At 36.3% G+C, this 14,431-nt stretch carries 12 protein-coding genes and 1 rRNA gene; 9 read left to right on the forward strand and 4 right to left on the reverse strand.

The genetic code is table 11. From position 1 onward, the window contains the following. Positions 1–17 precede the first annotated feature (17 nt). The 7 genes from fabG to A9G08_RS00710 all read left to right on the forward strand — a co-directional run bounded on the left by fabG (position 18) and on the right by A9G08_RS00710 (position 9,071). Positions 18–752, forward strand: a complete 735-nt coding sequence (fabG, locus tag A9G08_RS00680) for a 3-oxoacyl-ACP reductase FabG (protein ID WP_065561837.1) — start codon at positions 18–20, stop codon at positions 750–752. Between the two features lie 150 nt (positions 753–902). Further along, the gene (gene acpP, locus A9G08_RS00685; RefSeq protein WP_065561838.1) at positions 903–1,136 is read left to right on the forward strand and encodes an acyl carrier protein; all 234 of its coding nucleotides are present in this window, start codon (positions 903–905) and stop codon (positions 1,134–1,136) included. Positions 1,137–1,289: 153 nt separating this feature from the next. After that, on the forward strand, positions 1,290–2,534 hold the full coding sequence (fabF, locus tag A9G08_RS00690; protein WP_065561839.1) for a beta-ketoacyl-ACP synthase II: 1,245 nt from the start codon (positions 1,290–1,292) through the stop codon (positions 2,532–2,534). Between the two features lie 230 nt (positions 2,535–2,764). Next, positions 2,765–3,856 carry a glycerol dehydrogenase gene (locus tag A9G08_RS00695; protein ID WP_065561840.1) on the forward strand — a complete coding sequence of 364 codons (1,092 nt, stop codon included), beginning with the start codon at positions 2,765–2,767 and terminating at the stop codon, positions 3,854–3,856. Between the two features lie 165 nt (positions 3,857–4,021). After that, positions 4,022–7,501 carry a DNA polymerase III subunit alpha gene (dnaE, locus tag A9G08_RS00700; RefSeq protein ID WP_065561841.1) on the forward strand — a complete coding sequence of 1,160 codons (3,480 nt, stop codon included), beginning with the start codon at positions 4,022–4,024 and terminating at the stop codon, positions 7,499–7,501. Positions 7,502–7,721: 220 nt separating this feature from the next. Then, positions 7,722–8,681 carry an acetyl-CoA carboxylase carboxyl transferase subunit alpha gene (accA, locus tag A9G08_RS00705; protein WP_065561842.1) on the forward strand — a complete coding sequence of 320 codons (960 nt, stop codon included), beginning with the start codon at positions 7,722–7,724 and terminating at the stop codon, positions 8,679–8,681. A gap of 18 nt (positions 8,682–8,699) precedes the next feature. After that, positions 8,700–9,071, forward strand: a complete 372-nt coding sequence (locus A9G08_RS00710) for a diacylglycerol kinase (RefSeq protein ID WP_081299430.1) — start codon at positions 8,700–8,702, stop codon at positions 9,069–9,071. Positions 9,072–9,140: 69 nt separating this feature from the next. On the opposite strand, the gene A9G08_RS00715 is transcribed toward A9G08_RS00710, so the two are convergent. From A9G08_RS00715 to metK, 4 genes are read right to left on the reverse strand one after another with little or no spacing between them, the layout of a single operon-like run. Beyond that, on the reverse strand, positions 9,141–9,983 hold the full coding sequence (locus A9G08_RS00715) for a 23S rRNA (adenine(2030)-N(6))-methyltransferase RlmJ (RefSeq protein WP_065561844.1): 843 nt from the start codon (positions 9,981–9,983) through the stop codon (positions 9,141–9,143). Beyond that, positions 9,977–10,594 (reverse strand): hypothetical protein, encoded by a 618-nt coding sequence (locus A9G08_RS00720; protein WP_065561845.1) that lies wholly within the window; start codon positions 10,592–10,594, stop codon positions 9,977–9,979. The genes A9G08_RS00715 and A9G08_RS00720 overlap by 7 nt, the downstream gene beginning before the upstream one ends. A gap of 14 nt (positions 10,595–10,608) precedes the next feature. Next, positions 10,609–11,112, reverse strand: coding sequence for a SprT family zinc-dependent metalloprotease (locus A9G08_RS00725; RefSeq protein WP_065561846.1), 504 nt, complete (start codon positions 11,110–11,112; stop codon positions 10,609–10,611). Beyond that, the gene (gene metK, locus A9G08_RS00730; protein ID WP_065561847.1) at positions 11,096–12,247 is read right to left on the reverse strand and encodes a methionine adenosyltransferase; all 1,152 of its coding nucleotides are present in this window, start codon (positions 12,245–12,247) and stop codon (positions 11,096–11,098) included. The genes A9G08_RS00725 and metK overlap by 17 nt, the downstream gene beginning before the upstream one ends. 205 nt (positions 12,248–12,452) lie before the next feature. Between metK and murI the strand changes: the two genes are divergently transcribed. Next, positions 12,453–13,280 (forward strand): glutamate racemase, encoded by an 828-nt coding sequence (gene murI, locus A9G08_RS00735; RefSeq protein ID WP_065561848.1) that lies wholly within the window; start codon positions 12,453–12,455, stop codon positions 13,278–13,280. Between the two features lie 383 nt (positions 13,281–13,663). Beyond that, positions 13,664–14,431, forward strand: a 16S ribosomal RNA gene (locus A9G08_RS00740); the annotation flags it as partial.

A 14,431-nucleotide genomic window follows, 5' to 3' on the forward strand; every position in this document is an offset into this window, starting at 1 on the left:
AGGTAAAAGGGGTAGTTATGAACCTATCAGGAAAGATTGCTTTAGTTACTGGCGCAAGCCGTGGGATCGGGAAGGCAATTGCAGAAAAATTAGTTGCTTGTGGCGCAACTGTTATTGGAACTGCAACAACCGAAAAAGGTGCTCAAGCCATAAGTGAATATTTAGGCACTAAAGGAAAAGGTTTAGCACTAAATGTGACCGATGAAGGATCTATTGAATCAGTTATTAATACAATTAAAACGGAATTTGGCGATATTGATATTCTCGTTAATAATGCAGGTATCACTCGTGATAATTTATTAATGAGAATGAAAGAAGATGAGTGGCAAGATATTTTAGATACTAATTTAACGTCTGTATTCCGCTTATCAAAAGCATTAATGCGTACTATGATGAAAAAACGTTATGGTAGAATTATTACTATAGGATCTGTTGTTGGTACTATGGGTAATGCAGGCCAAGCTAACTATGCGGCGGCAAAAGCTGGATTGATTGGATTTAGTAAATCATTAGCTCGTGAAGTTGCATCTCGAGGTATTACGGTTAATGTGGTAGCACCAGGGTTCATTGCAACAGATATGACAGAAGCATTGACTGATGAACAAAAGGCGTTAACATTAGCGCAAGTGCCAGCAGGGCGTTTAGGTGAACCAGCTGAAATTGCTAATGCAGTAGCGTTCTTGGCTTCTGATGAGGCATCTTATATTACGGGTGAAACTTTACATGTCAATGGCGGCATGTATATGGTGTAATTGATCAGAATAGTGTAAAATGAGTCAATAATTTCATATTTTGAACAAAAAATAAGCAATTGGGTTGAAAAATGATTGGCATCTTTTTCAACATTTTATAAACTTACATTCACCGCCACTTTCGGCGATATTTATAGGAAAAAAAAGAGTATGAGCACTATTGAAGAGCGAGTTAAGAAAATTATTGTTGAGCAACTTGGTGTTAAAGAGGATGAAGTTAGAAATGAATCTTCTTTCGTTGAAGATCTTGGCGCTGACTCTCTTGATACAGTTGAATTAGTTATGGCTTTAGAAGAAGAATTTGATACTGAAATTCCTGATGAAGAAGCTGAAAAAATTACAACTGTACAATCAGCAATTGATTATATTACTGCAAATCAATAAGGTTAGCAGAGTTTTCATAATAGGCGGTCAAATGATCGCCTAGTTTGTATTTGTATCTCTATTTTTATAGAGTGGATTCCAATTTAATTTTGAAAACTCATAAAAAATTTTCAATGATTCAAATTTCATTTCAATCCTTTTCTGGAGGACAATGTGTCTAAACGCAGAGTTGTTGTTACTGGAATGGGCATGATATCTCCAGTAGGTAATACAGTTGATTCTACTTGGCAAGCTTTATTAGCAGGTCAAAGTGGTGTAGAACTTATAGAACACTTTGATACAGCCCCTTTTGCAACGCGCTTCGCAGCGATGGTTAAAAACTTTGATGGCGAAGATTATAATATTTCACGTAAAGATGCTCGTAAAATGGATTATTTTATCCAATACGGTATTGCAGCAGGTATGCAAGCAATGCAAGATGCGGGTATTGAAATTACGGAAGAAAATGCAGAGCGAATCGGTTGTGCTATCGGTTCAGGTATTGGTGGACTAGGATTAATTGAAGAAAATCATAGTGCATTAGTTAATGGTGGACCACGTAAAATTAGTCCTTTCTTTGTACCATCGACTATAGTAAATATGATCGCTGGTCACTTATCAATTATTTACGGATTAAAAGGTCCAAGTATTACTATTGCTACCGCTTGTTCTTCTGGCGTACATAATATTGGTCATGCAGCGCGTATGATTGCATATGGTGATGCCGATGCGATGTTAGCTGGTGGTGGTGAAAAAGCGAGTACTCCTCTTGGTATAGGTGGTTTTGGGGCTGCGCGTGCATTGTCAACGAATAATGACAACCCAAAAGCTGCAAGTCGACCATGGGATAAAGATCGTGATGGTTTTGTGCTTGGTGACGGTGCAGGTATCATGTTCCTAGAAGAATATGAACATGCTAAAAAGCGTGGTGCTAAGATTTATGCTGAAGTAGTTGGCTTTGGTATGAGTGGTGATGCTTATCATATGACTTCACCTCCAGCAGATGGTAGCGGAGCGGCATTAGCTATGAAATGCGCGATTCGTGATGCAGGAATAACACCTGAACATATTGGTTATATTAATGCGCATGGTACATCAACTCCTGCTGGCGACAAAGCTGAGACTCAAGCAGTTAAAAGCATTTTTAAAGAAAATGCCAACAAAGTAATGGTAAGTTCAACTAAATCAATGATTGGGCACTTATTAGGTGCAGCTGGTGCGGTTGAGTCTATTTTTACTGTACTTGCATTACGCGATCAGGCTGTTCCTCCAACAATTAATTTAGATAATCCTGATGAGGGATGTGATCTTGATTATGTTCCACACACAGCTCGTCAAGTGAAAAACTTAGAATATGCTCTTTGTAATTCATTTGGCTTTGGTGGTACTAACGGTTCAGTCTTATTCAAGAAGATTTAATCTCCATTTTTCCCATCACGATTTGGTGATGGGAAGCGACTATTTCCTTTTTTCATTTTCAATAATACATTTCACAATAAAAAATGTGGCATACACCTCATTTTTTAAAATATTTAGTAGTATATTAATAATAAAAGCGTATGTTTTAATCTAAAAATATAGATAGAAATATTTCTTAAAATAATAAGATTTATCTATGCAGGATTTTTTATTTTTTAGGAGCTGTTATTATGATTACTACTGCACTTTTTCCAAATCGTTACATTCAAGGTTTTAATGCAATTGAAAATAGCCTAGGCCAAGAGTTAGCAAGGCTTGGAAAAAAAGCATTATTACTTGAAAGTCCATCTGCACATAAAAATTTATCTAAAACTATCGAAAAATCACTATCAGGTAATATTGAAAGTATCGTCGATATTTTTAATCGAGAATGTAGCGATGAAGAGATTGCAAGGATAATTGAGTTAGCTAAATCTCAAAATATTGATGTGATTGTGGGTATAGGTGGAGGGAAGGTTATTGATACAGCGAAAGCGGTTGCAGCAACGATTAACTACCCTTGTGTTGTGGTCCCTACGCTTGCCTCTACAGATGCGCCTTGTAGCGCTTTATCAGTAATTTATACACCAACTGGTGAATTTAAAAGATATTTTGTGTTACCCAGAAATCCTGATGTAGTATTAGTTGATTCAAAAGTTATCGCTAATGCGCCTGTAAGATTTTTAGTTGCCGGTATGGGAGATGCTTTAGCAACTTGGTTTGAGGCCGAAGATTGTAGACAATCAAAAGCTGGGAATATGAGTGGACGACCAGGTCCAATGACTGCATTTGCGTTAGCAAAATTTTGTTTTGAAATATTACTTAACTATGGTGTTCAGGCTAAAAATTCTTGTGAACAAAAAGTCGTAACTCCTGCCCTAGAACATGTAATTGAAGCTAATACACTTCTTTCAGGATTGGGATTTGAAAGTGGTGGGCTTTCAGCTGCCCATGCCATTCATAATGGATTTACAGCATTAGAAGCAACGCATAATTATTGGCATGGTGAAAAAGTAGCATTTGGTACGCTTGCTATGTTAATGCTAATCGATAGCGATCCTGAAATGATCGAGACTGTTTATCATTTTTGTGAGTCAGTTGGATTGCCAACTACGCTAGCAGAAATTGGATTAGCTAATGTTAGCGATGATGATTTGATGCAAGTGGCAATTTTAGCTTGTGCTGAAGGTGAATCAATTCATAATTCTCCTGCAGAAATTTCTCCAGAAACAGTATTTGCTGCGATAAAAGCAGCTAATGCTGAAGGTTTACGGCGCAAATAACTTTTTATAATTTTTAAGACTAATTTGATTAACTTCCGTTCTTTATAACGGAAGTTTTATTTATTGTTTTATTAGTCGATTTTTTGATAAATAAAGCAATAAGAATATTCGTCGGGTTTGTGCTATAATTGTGGCTAATTTTTTGTGTAATTACTTTTGGTAAATATGACCGAACCTAAGTTTATTCATCTTCATTTGCATAGCGATTTTTCAATGGTTGATGGTATCGCTAAAGTAGGTGCTTTAGTCAATGAAGTAAGTAAATTGCAAATGCCTGCTTTTGCAATTACTGATTTTACCAATCTCTGTGGACTAGTTAAGTTCTATGGATCAGCCATGGGAAAAGGCATTAAACCCATTATTGGTGCTGACTTAGCAATTAAAAGTTCACAACTAAGTGATGATATTTATCGATTAACAATATTAGCCGCTAATAATACAGGCTATCAAAATCTTACCTTATTAATTTCAAAAGCTTATCAACGAGGCTATATTGGTGATATGCCTGTTGTTGATCAAGAATGGCTAACTATCCATCGAGAAGGTTTAATCATATTAGCTGGTCGTGAAAGTGATATTGGTATTGGTGTTATTCGCGATAATCAAGCGATTATTGATGAGGCGATCACTTACTATTTAGAAAATTTTAATCAACATTTCTATTTTGAATTAGTCCGTACAAATCGCGCCAATGAAGAGTTATTTATTCATAGCGCAATTAAACTCGCTGAACAATATTCCTTACCGGTTGTGGCGACTAATGATGTGCGCTTCTTATCATCTTCTGATTTTGAAGCGCATGAAATTCGAGTAGCTATCCACGATGGTAATACACTTGAAGATCCAAGTAGGCCGAAAAACTATTCATCCGAGCAATACTTACGATCGGAACAAGAAATGTGCAAATTGTTTTCCGATATTCCAGAGGCATTGGAAAATAGTGTTGAAATAGCTAAACGATGTAATGTGACTATTCGACTCGGCGAATATTTTTTACCACAGTTTCCTACGGGTGATATGTCAACCGAAGATTTTTTGGTGCATAAATCACGTGAAGGTTTAGAAGAGCGGCTTGAGTTTCTTTTTCCTGATCCAGAAGTTCGAAAACAGCGACGTCCTGAGTATGATGAGCGGTTAGAAACTGAATTAAACGTAATAAACCAAATGGGCTTTCCTGGGTACTTTTTGATCGTCATGGAGTTTATTCAATGGTCAAAAGATAATGATATTCCTGTTGGCCCAGGACGTGGTTCAGGAGCCGGTTCTTTAGTTGCTTATGCTCTAAAGATAACTGATTTAGATCCATTAGCATTTGACCTACTTTTTGAACGTTTTCTAAACCCAGAACGGGTTTCAATGCCGGATTTCGATGTTGATTTTTGTATGGAAAAGCGTGATATGGTTATTGATCACGTTGCTGATATGTATGGTCGCGATGCAGTATCTCAAATTATTACATTTGGTACAATGGCTGCTAAAGCAGTTATTCGCGATGTAGGACGAGTTCTTGGTCATCCTTATGGATTTGTTGATCGTATTTCAAAATTAATTCCACTTGATCCGGGTATGACATTAGCTAAAGCATTTGAAGTTGAGCCTCAACTTCAAGAGCTTTATGATAACAACGAAGAAGTTAAGTCTCTCATTGATATCGCCAGACAATTAGAAGGGGTAACTCGAAATGCAGGTAAACATGCCGGTGGTGTAGTAATATCTCCGACTAAGATTACCGATTTTTCTCCTATTTATTGCGATCCCGAAGGTCATCACCCAGTAACACAGTTTGATAAAAATGACGTTGAATACGCAGGGCTTGTTAAATTTGACTTTTTAGGGTTACGGACCTTAACCATTATTGATTGGGCTATTAAAATGATTAATGAGCGCCGATTAAAAGATGGAAAACCACCAGTTGATATTACTCGCATACCACTTGATGATGATGAATCATTCCAATTATTATTAAAAGCTGAGACAACAGCTGTATTCCAACTGGAATCGCGCGGAATGAAAGACTTGATCAGACGTTTAAAACCTGACTGTTTTGAAGATATGATCGCTTTAGTTGCGCTATTTCGACCGGGTCCGTTGCAATCAGGCATGGTAGATAATTTTATTGACCGTAAACATGGTCGGGAGGAGGTATCATATCCTGATATAAATCATCAGCATGAATCACTTAAACCAATTTTAGAACCGACCTATGGTATCATCCTATATCAAGAACAAGTTATGCAGATTGCTCAGACGCTATCGGGTTATACACTTGGTGGCGCCGATTTGCTTCGAAGAGCAATGGGTAAGAAAAAACCAGAAGAGATGGCCAAACAGCGTTCGGTCTTCAAAGAAGGCGCTGAGAAACAAGGTGTTGATGGTGAACTTTCCATGCATATCTTTGATTTGGTTGAGAAGTTTGCTGGATATGGTTTTAATAAATCTCACTCAGCTGCTTATGCACTTGTTTCATATCAAACATTATGGTTGAAAACGCATTACCCCGCCGAATTTATGGCAGCCGTAATGACTGCTGATATGGATAATACAGATAAAATTGTGGGTCTTGTTGATGAGTGTTTAAGAATGGGGCTGCAAGTAAATCCTCCTGATATTAACAGTGGTCTTTATCATTTCCATGTGAATGATAAAGGCGAAATTGTATATGGTATTGGTGCAATAAAAGGCGTTGGTGAGGGCCCAATTGAGGCTATTGTCGAAGCACGTAATAGTGGTGGTTATTTTAAAAATATCTTTGAGCTTTGTGCTCGAACAGATATGAAGAAAATCAATCGGCGCGTGTTAGAGAAATTAACTATGGCTGGAGCTTTTGATAAATTAGGTCCTCATAGAGCGGCTATTTTGCATAGTATCAATGACGCCATGCAAGCAGCAGATCAGTATGCTAGAGCTCAAACCATTGGGCAAGAAGATATGTTTGGTGTATTAGCTGAGGAGCCAGAACAAGTTGAAAATGCTTATGCTGCTGTTCCTGAATTACCCGAACAAGTATTACTTGAAGGTGAACGAGAAGCCTTAGGTTTATATTTAACCGGCCATCCAGTTACGCAATATTTAAAAGAACTTAATCGATATTCTGGTGGAGTTAGAATAAGTGAAGCGGCTCCAACTGGATGGGGGAAAATGGCAACATTTGCCGGTATTGTTGTTGATGCCAGAGTTCGAATAACTAAAAAAGGTAATAAGATTGGATTATTCACTTTAGACGATAGATCTGGACGAATTGATGGCTTGCTTTTTTCTGACGCATTGGAAAAGTTTGGTCATTTGTTAGTGAAAGATAAAATTTTAATCGTTTCAGGTCAAGTTAGTCATGATGATTTTAATGGCGGATTTAAGATGTCGGTTCGCGATATTGTCGACTTAAAAGATGCTAGGGCTAAGTATGTTAAAGGATTATCTTTAACCTTATCTGACGCTGAAGTTAACCGTCGAATTTTACAGCGATTACAACAAATTATAGAACCTTATCGACATGGTAGTGTCCCGATTAATCTCTATTATCATAGAGAAGATTCTGTGGTACGTCTTCAATTTGGTACAACTTGGCGGATTGTGCCTGAAGATGCGCTAATAATAGAGTTGAAAACTTTATTAGGAAATGAGCGAGTGGACTTTGAATTTGATTAATTAAAAAACAGATTTTTTTATTTAATGGTTGCAGTTAACCTATTAAAAGCTAGCTGTGCCATTTGGAATGTTGATGTTCATTAATAATAAATATTGGTGACTTCAATGATTATTACATAGTAAAATTGACTTAATTTTATTTTAATAAATAGTCAGTATACTAAATTTAGTAATGTATTTTAACTAAATACAATTAATACAAGAGGCAATCATAAGCGTTATGAATAATTTTTTGGAATTTGAAAAGCCGATAGCGGAATTAGAAGCAAAAATTAATTCCTTAAAGAATATTGATTCGCAACAAGTTGAATTGGATATCAATTTAGATAAAGAAATTAAACAGTTGAATCAAAAAAGTCGTGAGTTGACTAAGAAGATATTTTCAAATTTATCACCTTGGGATGTAGCTCAATTAGCCCGACATCCTAATCGCCCTTATACATTGGACTATATTAATGAAATTTTTACCGACTTTGATGAGCTGGCCGGTGATAGAGCTTACGCAGATGACAAAGCAATTGTTGGTGGAATAGCTCGTATTGATGACCGACCTGTTATGGTTATTGGTCACCAAAAAGGTCGTGAAACTAAACAAAAAATTTATCGTAATTTTGGTATGCCTGCTCCTGAAGGTTATCGTAAAGCATTGAGATTAATGCAAATGGCTGAGCGATTTAAATTACCTATCATTACCTTTATTGATACACCAGGTGCTTATCCTGGTATTGGCGCAGAGGAAAGGGGGCAAGCTGAGGCGATTGCTCGTAATTTACGTGAAATGTCTCGTTTAAATGTACCAACAATTTGTACTGTTATTGGTGAAGGTGGTTCTGGTGGAGCACTTGCAATAGGTGTGGCCGATAAAGTTAATATGCTCCAATATAGCACTTATTCTGTTATTTCTCCTGAAGGTTGTGCGTCTATTCTTTGGAAGAGCGCAGATAAAGCACCAGTGGCGGCTGAAGCAATGAATATGACTGCAGATAAATTGATAAAACTAAAACTTATTGATGCAGTTATCCCTGAACCTTTAGGTGGCGCTCATCGAGATTATAGTGCTGTTGCAGCCTCACTTAAAAAGCAATTATTATCTGATCTTGATGAATTAGGTAGTTTGGAGTTGCCTGTGCTTCTTGAAAGAAGGTTCCAGCGTCTGATGAATTATGGCTATGTAAGATAATTTTAAATTTGGGAAGTTATTGTGAAAAAAGCAACAGGACTACAACGTATTATCAATGCGACGAAGTACTCATTAAAGGGATTTAAATCAGCTATCATAAATGAAGCAGCGTTCCGACAAGAATTAATTTTGTTAATTCTTGCTTATGTTATTGTAATGCTTATTGATTTTTCTATTTATGAGCGAATTTTATTAGTTGGTTCAATAGGCTTTGTGATGATAGTTGAACTCATTAATAGTGCCATTGAATGTGTGGTTGATAGAATTGGAAGTGAGCGACATGAATTATCTGGTCGAGCAAAGGATTATGGCTCCGCGGCTGTTTTTCTTTCATTACTTTTGACTTTAATATTATGGATTTATCTCTTTGCTTGCCATTTCTTCCCTTAATAGAGATTTTTGAAGTTTTAATAAAAAATGCGAGAAAATCTCGCATTTTTAACTTAAAAATAGCTTAAATTATTCACTAACAAGTTCTTTGATAAGATAATTTCCTGTTTTCTCTGTATCAAGAATGTTTTTTAACCAAGGCATAATTGTTTGCATTTGCTCATTTAACTTCCAAGGTGGATTAATCACAATCATACCTGAAGCTGTCATTCCCTTCTGATTATTATCGGGTTTTACTGCCAATTCGAATTGTGAAATTCTTTTAATACCTGAATTAATAATTTGCTCAATCATCTTTTGTGTTTGAGTTCTAGAGACAACTGGATACCAAATTAAATAAACCCCGGTTGCAAAACGTTTATATGCTTCAATTAATGCTTTTGGGATTTTTTGATAATCATCTTTTATCTCATATGATGGATCTATCAAAATAATACCACGTCGTGATTCAGGGGGTAATTTTGATTTGAGTTGTGCAAATCCATCTTCTTTAAATACTTTAGCTCGCTTATCTTTACTAAATTCTTGTCTTAATAAGGAATAGTCAGTTGAGTGAAGTTCAGTAAGATTAAGTTTGTCTTGCTCTCTTAGTAATTGCTTAGCAATTAAAGGTGAGCCTAGATAATATTTTAAATTATCGAAAGGATTATAACGCTTCAGAACAGATAAATAGGTGTTAAGTAGTTCTGGCGTATCAGATTGTTGCCAAATTAAATTGATTCCTGATAAAAACTCTCCAGTCTTTTCAGCATGTTCACTTTGTAGTAAATAGCGACCAGCGCCAGAATGTGTATCTAAATATAAAAAAGGCTTTTCTTTTTCTTTCAATGCATTAATACATAACGTCAATACAATGTGTTTTAACACATCTGCATGATTTCCCGCGTGATAGCTATGACGATAGCTTAACATGGCTTGTTTAACCTCTCTTGTTCATTTTTTTGCATATAAATAGTTATTAATGCAAGACTTAAAAGACAAGGTATTTCCATTAACTCTTCAATAAGATCTTTTCTTTCGTTGCTTAGGACTAAAAATTGATGACCAATACGATGATGTTCAGCAATATCAGCAATTCCTAGAAATAGGAAAGCAAAAAAGATGTGCCAGACAGGAATTTTTTCAAATTTATAACGGCGAACTATCTCTTGACGGATTGTCGGTAAAAATATTGTTAAAAAAGGTATTCCAATTAAGATACCAGCAATTATTTTATAGTAGAAACGGGGTACCTCAGGGAAAAAGTCACGCCCCCAGCTGATTCCTCTGCCAAAAAGCATAAACCACCAGAAAATTGTCCAAACCCAAAATTTGTAAAGATTTACATGATTCTTGACCTTTTTAGCATATAAATATGTGTAACAGCACATAAATAATAAGAAAAGAGACTGTAAATGTTCGACCAAGCTAACTGTCAATTTTCCATACAATGGAATGAAAAAGTTACCTGCTATATATAAACAAAAGCTTAAAATCACAATAATCGTGGAACTTTTGTAAAAATGTGTATCAAAATTAGGCATGTTTTACTTCAAAATTAAATAGATATTTTTAGTTTTAGTATAGTACCGCATTTACGGCATTGATAACTAGTTTTATTCTTTCGAATTTTGTTATGTCGTATTGGTGATAAATAATGTTCTTGGCAATTACAAATATAGACATATTCGTTACGTTTAATATTAAAATTATGAGTAACTTTAGGTTCCTTTTCCATTATTTCAGACATGATATATTGCCATTCTTTTCCATGTGGTTTTACTTTTCCAAATTTTTGAAAGGTAATGAGATGTGCTAATTCATGAGGAACAACTTCATTAATAAATTTTTCTCCATTCTCATTAAGCATTATGCTATTGAGTTGAATTTCCCAGCGAGTTAAAAAAGCGCATCCAGCAACACTACCTTTAGGTTTATAACTGACTTTGGGTTCTTTATAATTAGTATTTAATATATTATTGGCTTGAGTTAAGTGAGTTCTTAAACAAGCCAATACTTGATTATGGAGATAAATTGGAATTCGTTTATAATCCTGCTGCATCTCTAAGAATGGCTGCTTTATCTGTTTTTTCCCAAGGGAATATATCTCGACCAAAATGGCCGTAAGTTGCAGTTTTTTGATAGATTGGTTGGATGAGATCTAGCATTTGAATTAATCCGTAAGGTCTTAAATCAAAAAATTCTTTAATTAACGATATGATTTTATTATGCTCAATTTTTTCAGTACCGAAAGTATTGACATAAATCGATGTTGGGTTAGCAACACCAATTGCATAAGAAACTTGTAGCTCGCATTTATCAGCAAGTCCCGCTGCAACAATATTTTTAGCAACATATCTTGCTGCGTAGGCAGCGGAACGGTCTACTTTTGAAGGATCTTTTCCAGAAAACGCACCACCACCATGACGTGCTGCACCGCCATAGGTATCAACAATAATTTTTCGGCCGGTTAAACCACAATCTCCCATAGGCCCACCAATTACAAAACGTCCTGTAGGATTGATAAAATATTTCGTTCTTGAAGTTAGCCATTCCGTTGGTAACGTAGGTTTAATGATTTCTTCCATGACGGCTTCATGTAGAGCTTTTTGTTCAATACCTTCTGAATGCTGGGTTGATAAAACCACAGTATCAACACCTTGGATTTTTCCGTTTTGATAAATTAAAGTAACTTGGCTTTTTGCATCAGGTCTTAACCAAGGGAGGGTGCCATTTTTTCTCACTTCAGCTTGGCGTTGCATAAGGTCATGGGCATAACTAATTGCTGCAGGCATTAAATTAGGCATTTCGTTTGTAGCATAACCAAACATGATACCTTGGTCACCAGCACCTTGTTCCAATGGATTCTGCCTATCAACACCTTGATTAATATCTGGTGATTGTTTACCAATAGCATTTAGAACAGCACAAGAATTAGCATCAAACCCCATTTCTGAGCTGGTATAACCAATATCATTAATCGTTTTTCTAGTTAATTCTTCAATATCTACCCAAGCAGAAGTTGTAATTTCTCCGCCAACTAATGCCATACCAGTCTTTACGTAAGTTTCACAAGCCACTCGAGCTTTAGGATCTTGCTCTAAGATAGCATCTAAAACTGCATCAGATATTTGATCGGCTATTTTATCAGGATGACCTTCTGATACAGATTCTGAAGTAAATAAAAATTCTGACATGTGTTACCTTCTTTAACTTATTTAGAGCAATGCTCTAAATATAATCGTATGAAATACTTATGTTTGGCAGTTTTACCATCTAGACGTCTATTTTAATGATTTATTCTGTAAAAAGCCAGTACTACCTTAAACAAAATTGCTTGCATAAAATTTTAATCAATTTAGGATATGGCTCGATTAATTTTTTAACCTTCGTTAACTGCATATGAATATTGTAAAAAAAACTCCAACAGTATTAGTTTTTGATTCGGGTATCGGTGGGTTATCTATTTATAATGAAATTTACAATAAAATACCCTATTTACGGTATATCTATGCCTTTGATAATGAGATGTTTCCTTATGGTGACAAATCCTCTGAATTTTTAATTAAACGAGTAAGTCATATAATAGATACAATTATAGAATCATATTCAATTAATTTAGCCGTCATTGCATGTAATACCGCAAGTACTATTTGTTTACCTAGTTTACGCTCAAAGTTTTCTTTTCCTATTGTTGGTGTTGTACCTGCAATTAAACCTGCAAGCATAATTACTACAAATAAATGTATTGGGTTATTAGCGACGAAAGCTACAATTCAAAGAGCATATACAAGTAATTTAATTAAAGAGTTTGCTCCTGATTGTAATGTTAAATTACTTGGTTTATCTGAATTAGCTTATATAGCTGAGAATAAATTACAAGGCATTGCTGTTGATATGCAGCAACTTGAGATGCTAATGCAGCCATGGCTCAATCTACCAGTCATTCCTGATACAATTGTGCTTGGTTGTACTCATTATCCATTTATTAAAGATGAACTTAAACTACTTTTCCCTAATACGACTTTTATTGATTCGGGAAATGCGATCGCTTCACGAGTTTATTCATTACTTAATGAGCGATTTGATCTAAAGAGTGTTACAACACAACCTTCAACAGACAATATTGTCTTAAGCACATTATGTAACCAACAAGTTGAAAAATTGATGGAAAAATTATCTAAATATAATCTTGATAAATATCAGAGAATTAGTGTATTGGATGATTAAAGCTTATTCGAACGATTAATAAATTGCTGTTTTTCACTTGCCAAAAAAAAAGAAGTGCCTATAATGCGCATCCACTGACACGGCGTCAGCGAAAGCAGACGATAATGAAGTTGGTGAACAAGATCAAATTTTTTAAAAAAAGATCTTGACGAATAAAAAGGTGTAGCGTAGTATACGCAGCCCTTGAGACAGCAAACTGAAGTAAGAAATTGTGAAGTTAACTTAAAGCTGTCAGCTCTTTAAAAAGAAGAAACAGACAATCTGTGTGGGCACTTGCGAGACAAAAAATTAAAAGTCTACGGACTCAAAAAATTAAGTCTTGATAAGTGACACTGAAGATTCATTTGAATTATGTCAGAGACAGTTATTGAGCATCAAACTTTAAATTGAAGAGTTTGATCATGGCTCAGATTGAACGCTGGCGGCAGGCTTAACACATGCAAGTCGAACGGTAACATGAGTGCTTGCACTTGATGACGAGTGGCGGACGGGTGAGTAAAGTATGGGGATCTGCCGAATGGAGGGGGACAACAGTTGGAAACGACTGCTAATACCGCATAAAGTTGAGAGACCAAAGCATGGGACCTTAGGGCCATGCGCCATTTGATGAACCCATATGGGATTAGCTAGTTGGTGAGGTAAAGGCTTACCAAGGCGACGATCTCTAGCTGGTCTGAGAGGATGACCAGCCACACTGGAACTGAGACACGGTCCAGACTCCTACGGGAGGCAGCAGTGGGGAATATTGCACAATGGGGGAAACCCTGATGCAGCCATGCCGCGTGTATGAAGAAGGCCTTCGGGTTGTAAAGTACTTTCGGTAATGAGGAAGGTGGTGTATCTAATAGGTGCATCAATTGACGTTAATTACAGAAGAAGCACCGGCTAACTCCGTGCCAGCAGCCGCGGTAATACGGAGGGTGCGAGCGTTAATCGGAATGACTGGGCGTAAAGGGCATGTAGGCGGATAATTAAGTTAGGTGTGAAAGCCCTGGGCTCAACCTAGGAATTGCACTTAAAACTGGTTAACTAGAGTATTGTAGAGGAAGGTAGAATTCCACGTGTAGCGGTGAAATGCGTAGAGATGTGGAGGAATACCGGTGGCGAAGGCGGCCTTCTGGACAGATACTGACGCTGAGATGCGAAAGCGT

The organism is Gilliamella sp. wkB195, assembly GCF_001690445.1.
Taxonomy (GTDB): domain Bacteria; phylum Pseudomonadota; class Gammaproteobacteria; order Enterobacterales; family Orbaceae; genus Gilliamella; species Gilliamella apicola_E.

Bases quoted from the DNA above. Each gene is read 5' to 3' on its own strand.
- fabG (WP_065561837.1), top strand. From the start codon at position 18: ATGAACCTATCAGGAAAGATTGCTTTAGTTACTGGCGCAAGCCGTGGG.
- acpP (WP_065561838.1), top strand. From the start codon at position 903: ATGAGCACTATTGAAGAGCGAGTTAAGAAAATTATTGTTGAGCAACTT.
- A9G08_RS00695 (WP_065561840.1), top strand. From the start codon at position 2,765: ATGATTACTACTGCACTTTTTCCAAATCGTTACATTCAAGGTTTTAAT.
- dnaE (WP_065561841.1), top strand. From the start codon at position 4,022: ATGACCGAACCTAAGTTTATTCATCTTCATTTGCATAGCGATTTTTCA.
- accA (WP_065561842.1), top strand. From the start codon at position 7,722: ATGAATAATTTTTTGGAATTTGAAAAGCCGATAGCGGAATTAGAAGCA.
- A9G08_RS00715 (WP_065561844.1), bottom strand. From the start codon at position 9,983: ATGTTAAGCTATCGTCATAGCTATCACGCGGGAAATCATGCAGATGTG.
- A9G08_RS00720 (WP_065561845.1), bottom strand. From the start codon at position 10,594: ATGCCTAATTTTGATACACATTTTTACAAAAGTTCCACGATTATTGTG.
- A9G08_RS00725 (WP_065561846.1), bottom strand. From the start codon at position 11,112: ATGCAGCAGGATTATAAACGAATTCCAATTTATCTCCATAATCAAGTA.
- metK (WP_065561847.1), bottom strand. From the start codon at position 12,247: ATGTCAGAATTTTTATTTACTTCAGAATCTGTATCAGAAGGTCATCCT.
- murI (WP_065561848.1), top strand. From the start codon at position 12,453: ATGAATATTGTAAAAAAAACTCCAACAGTATTAGTTTTTGATTCGGGT.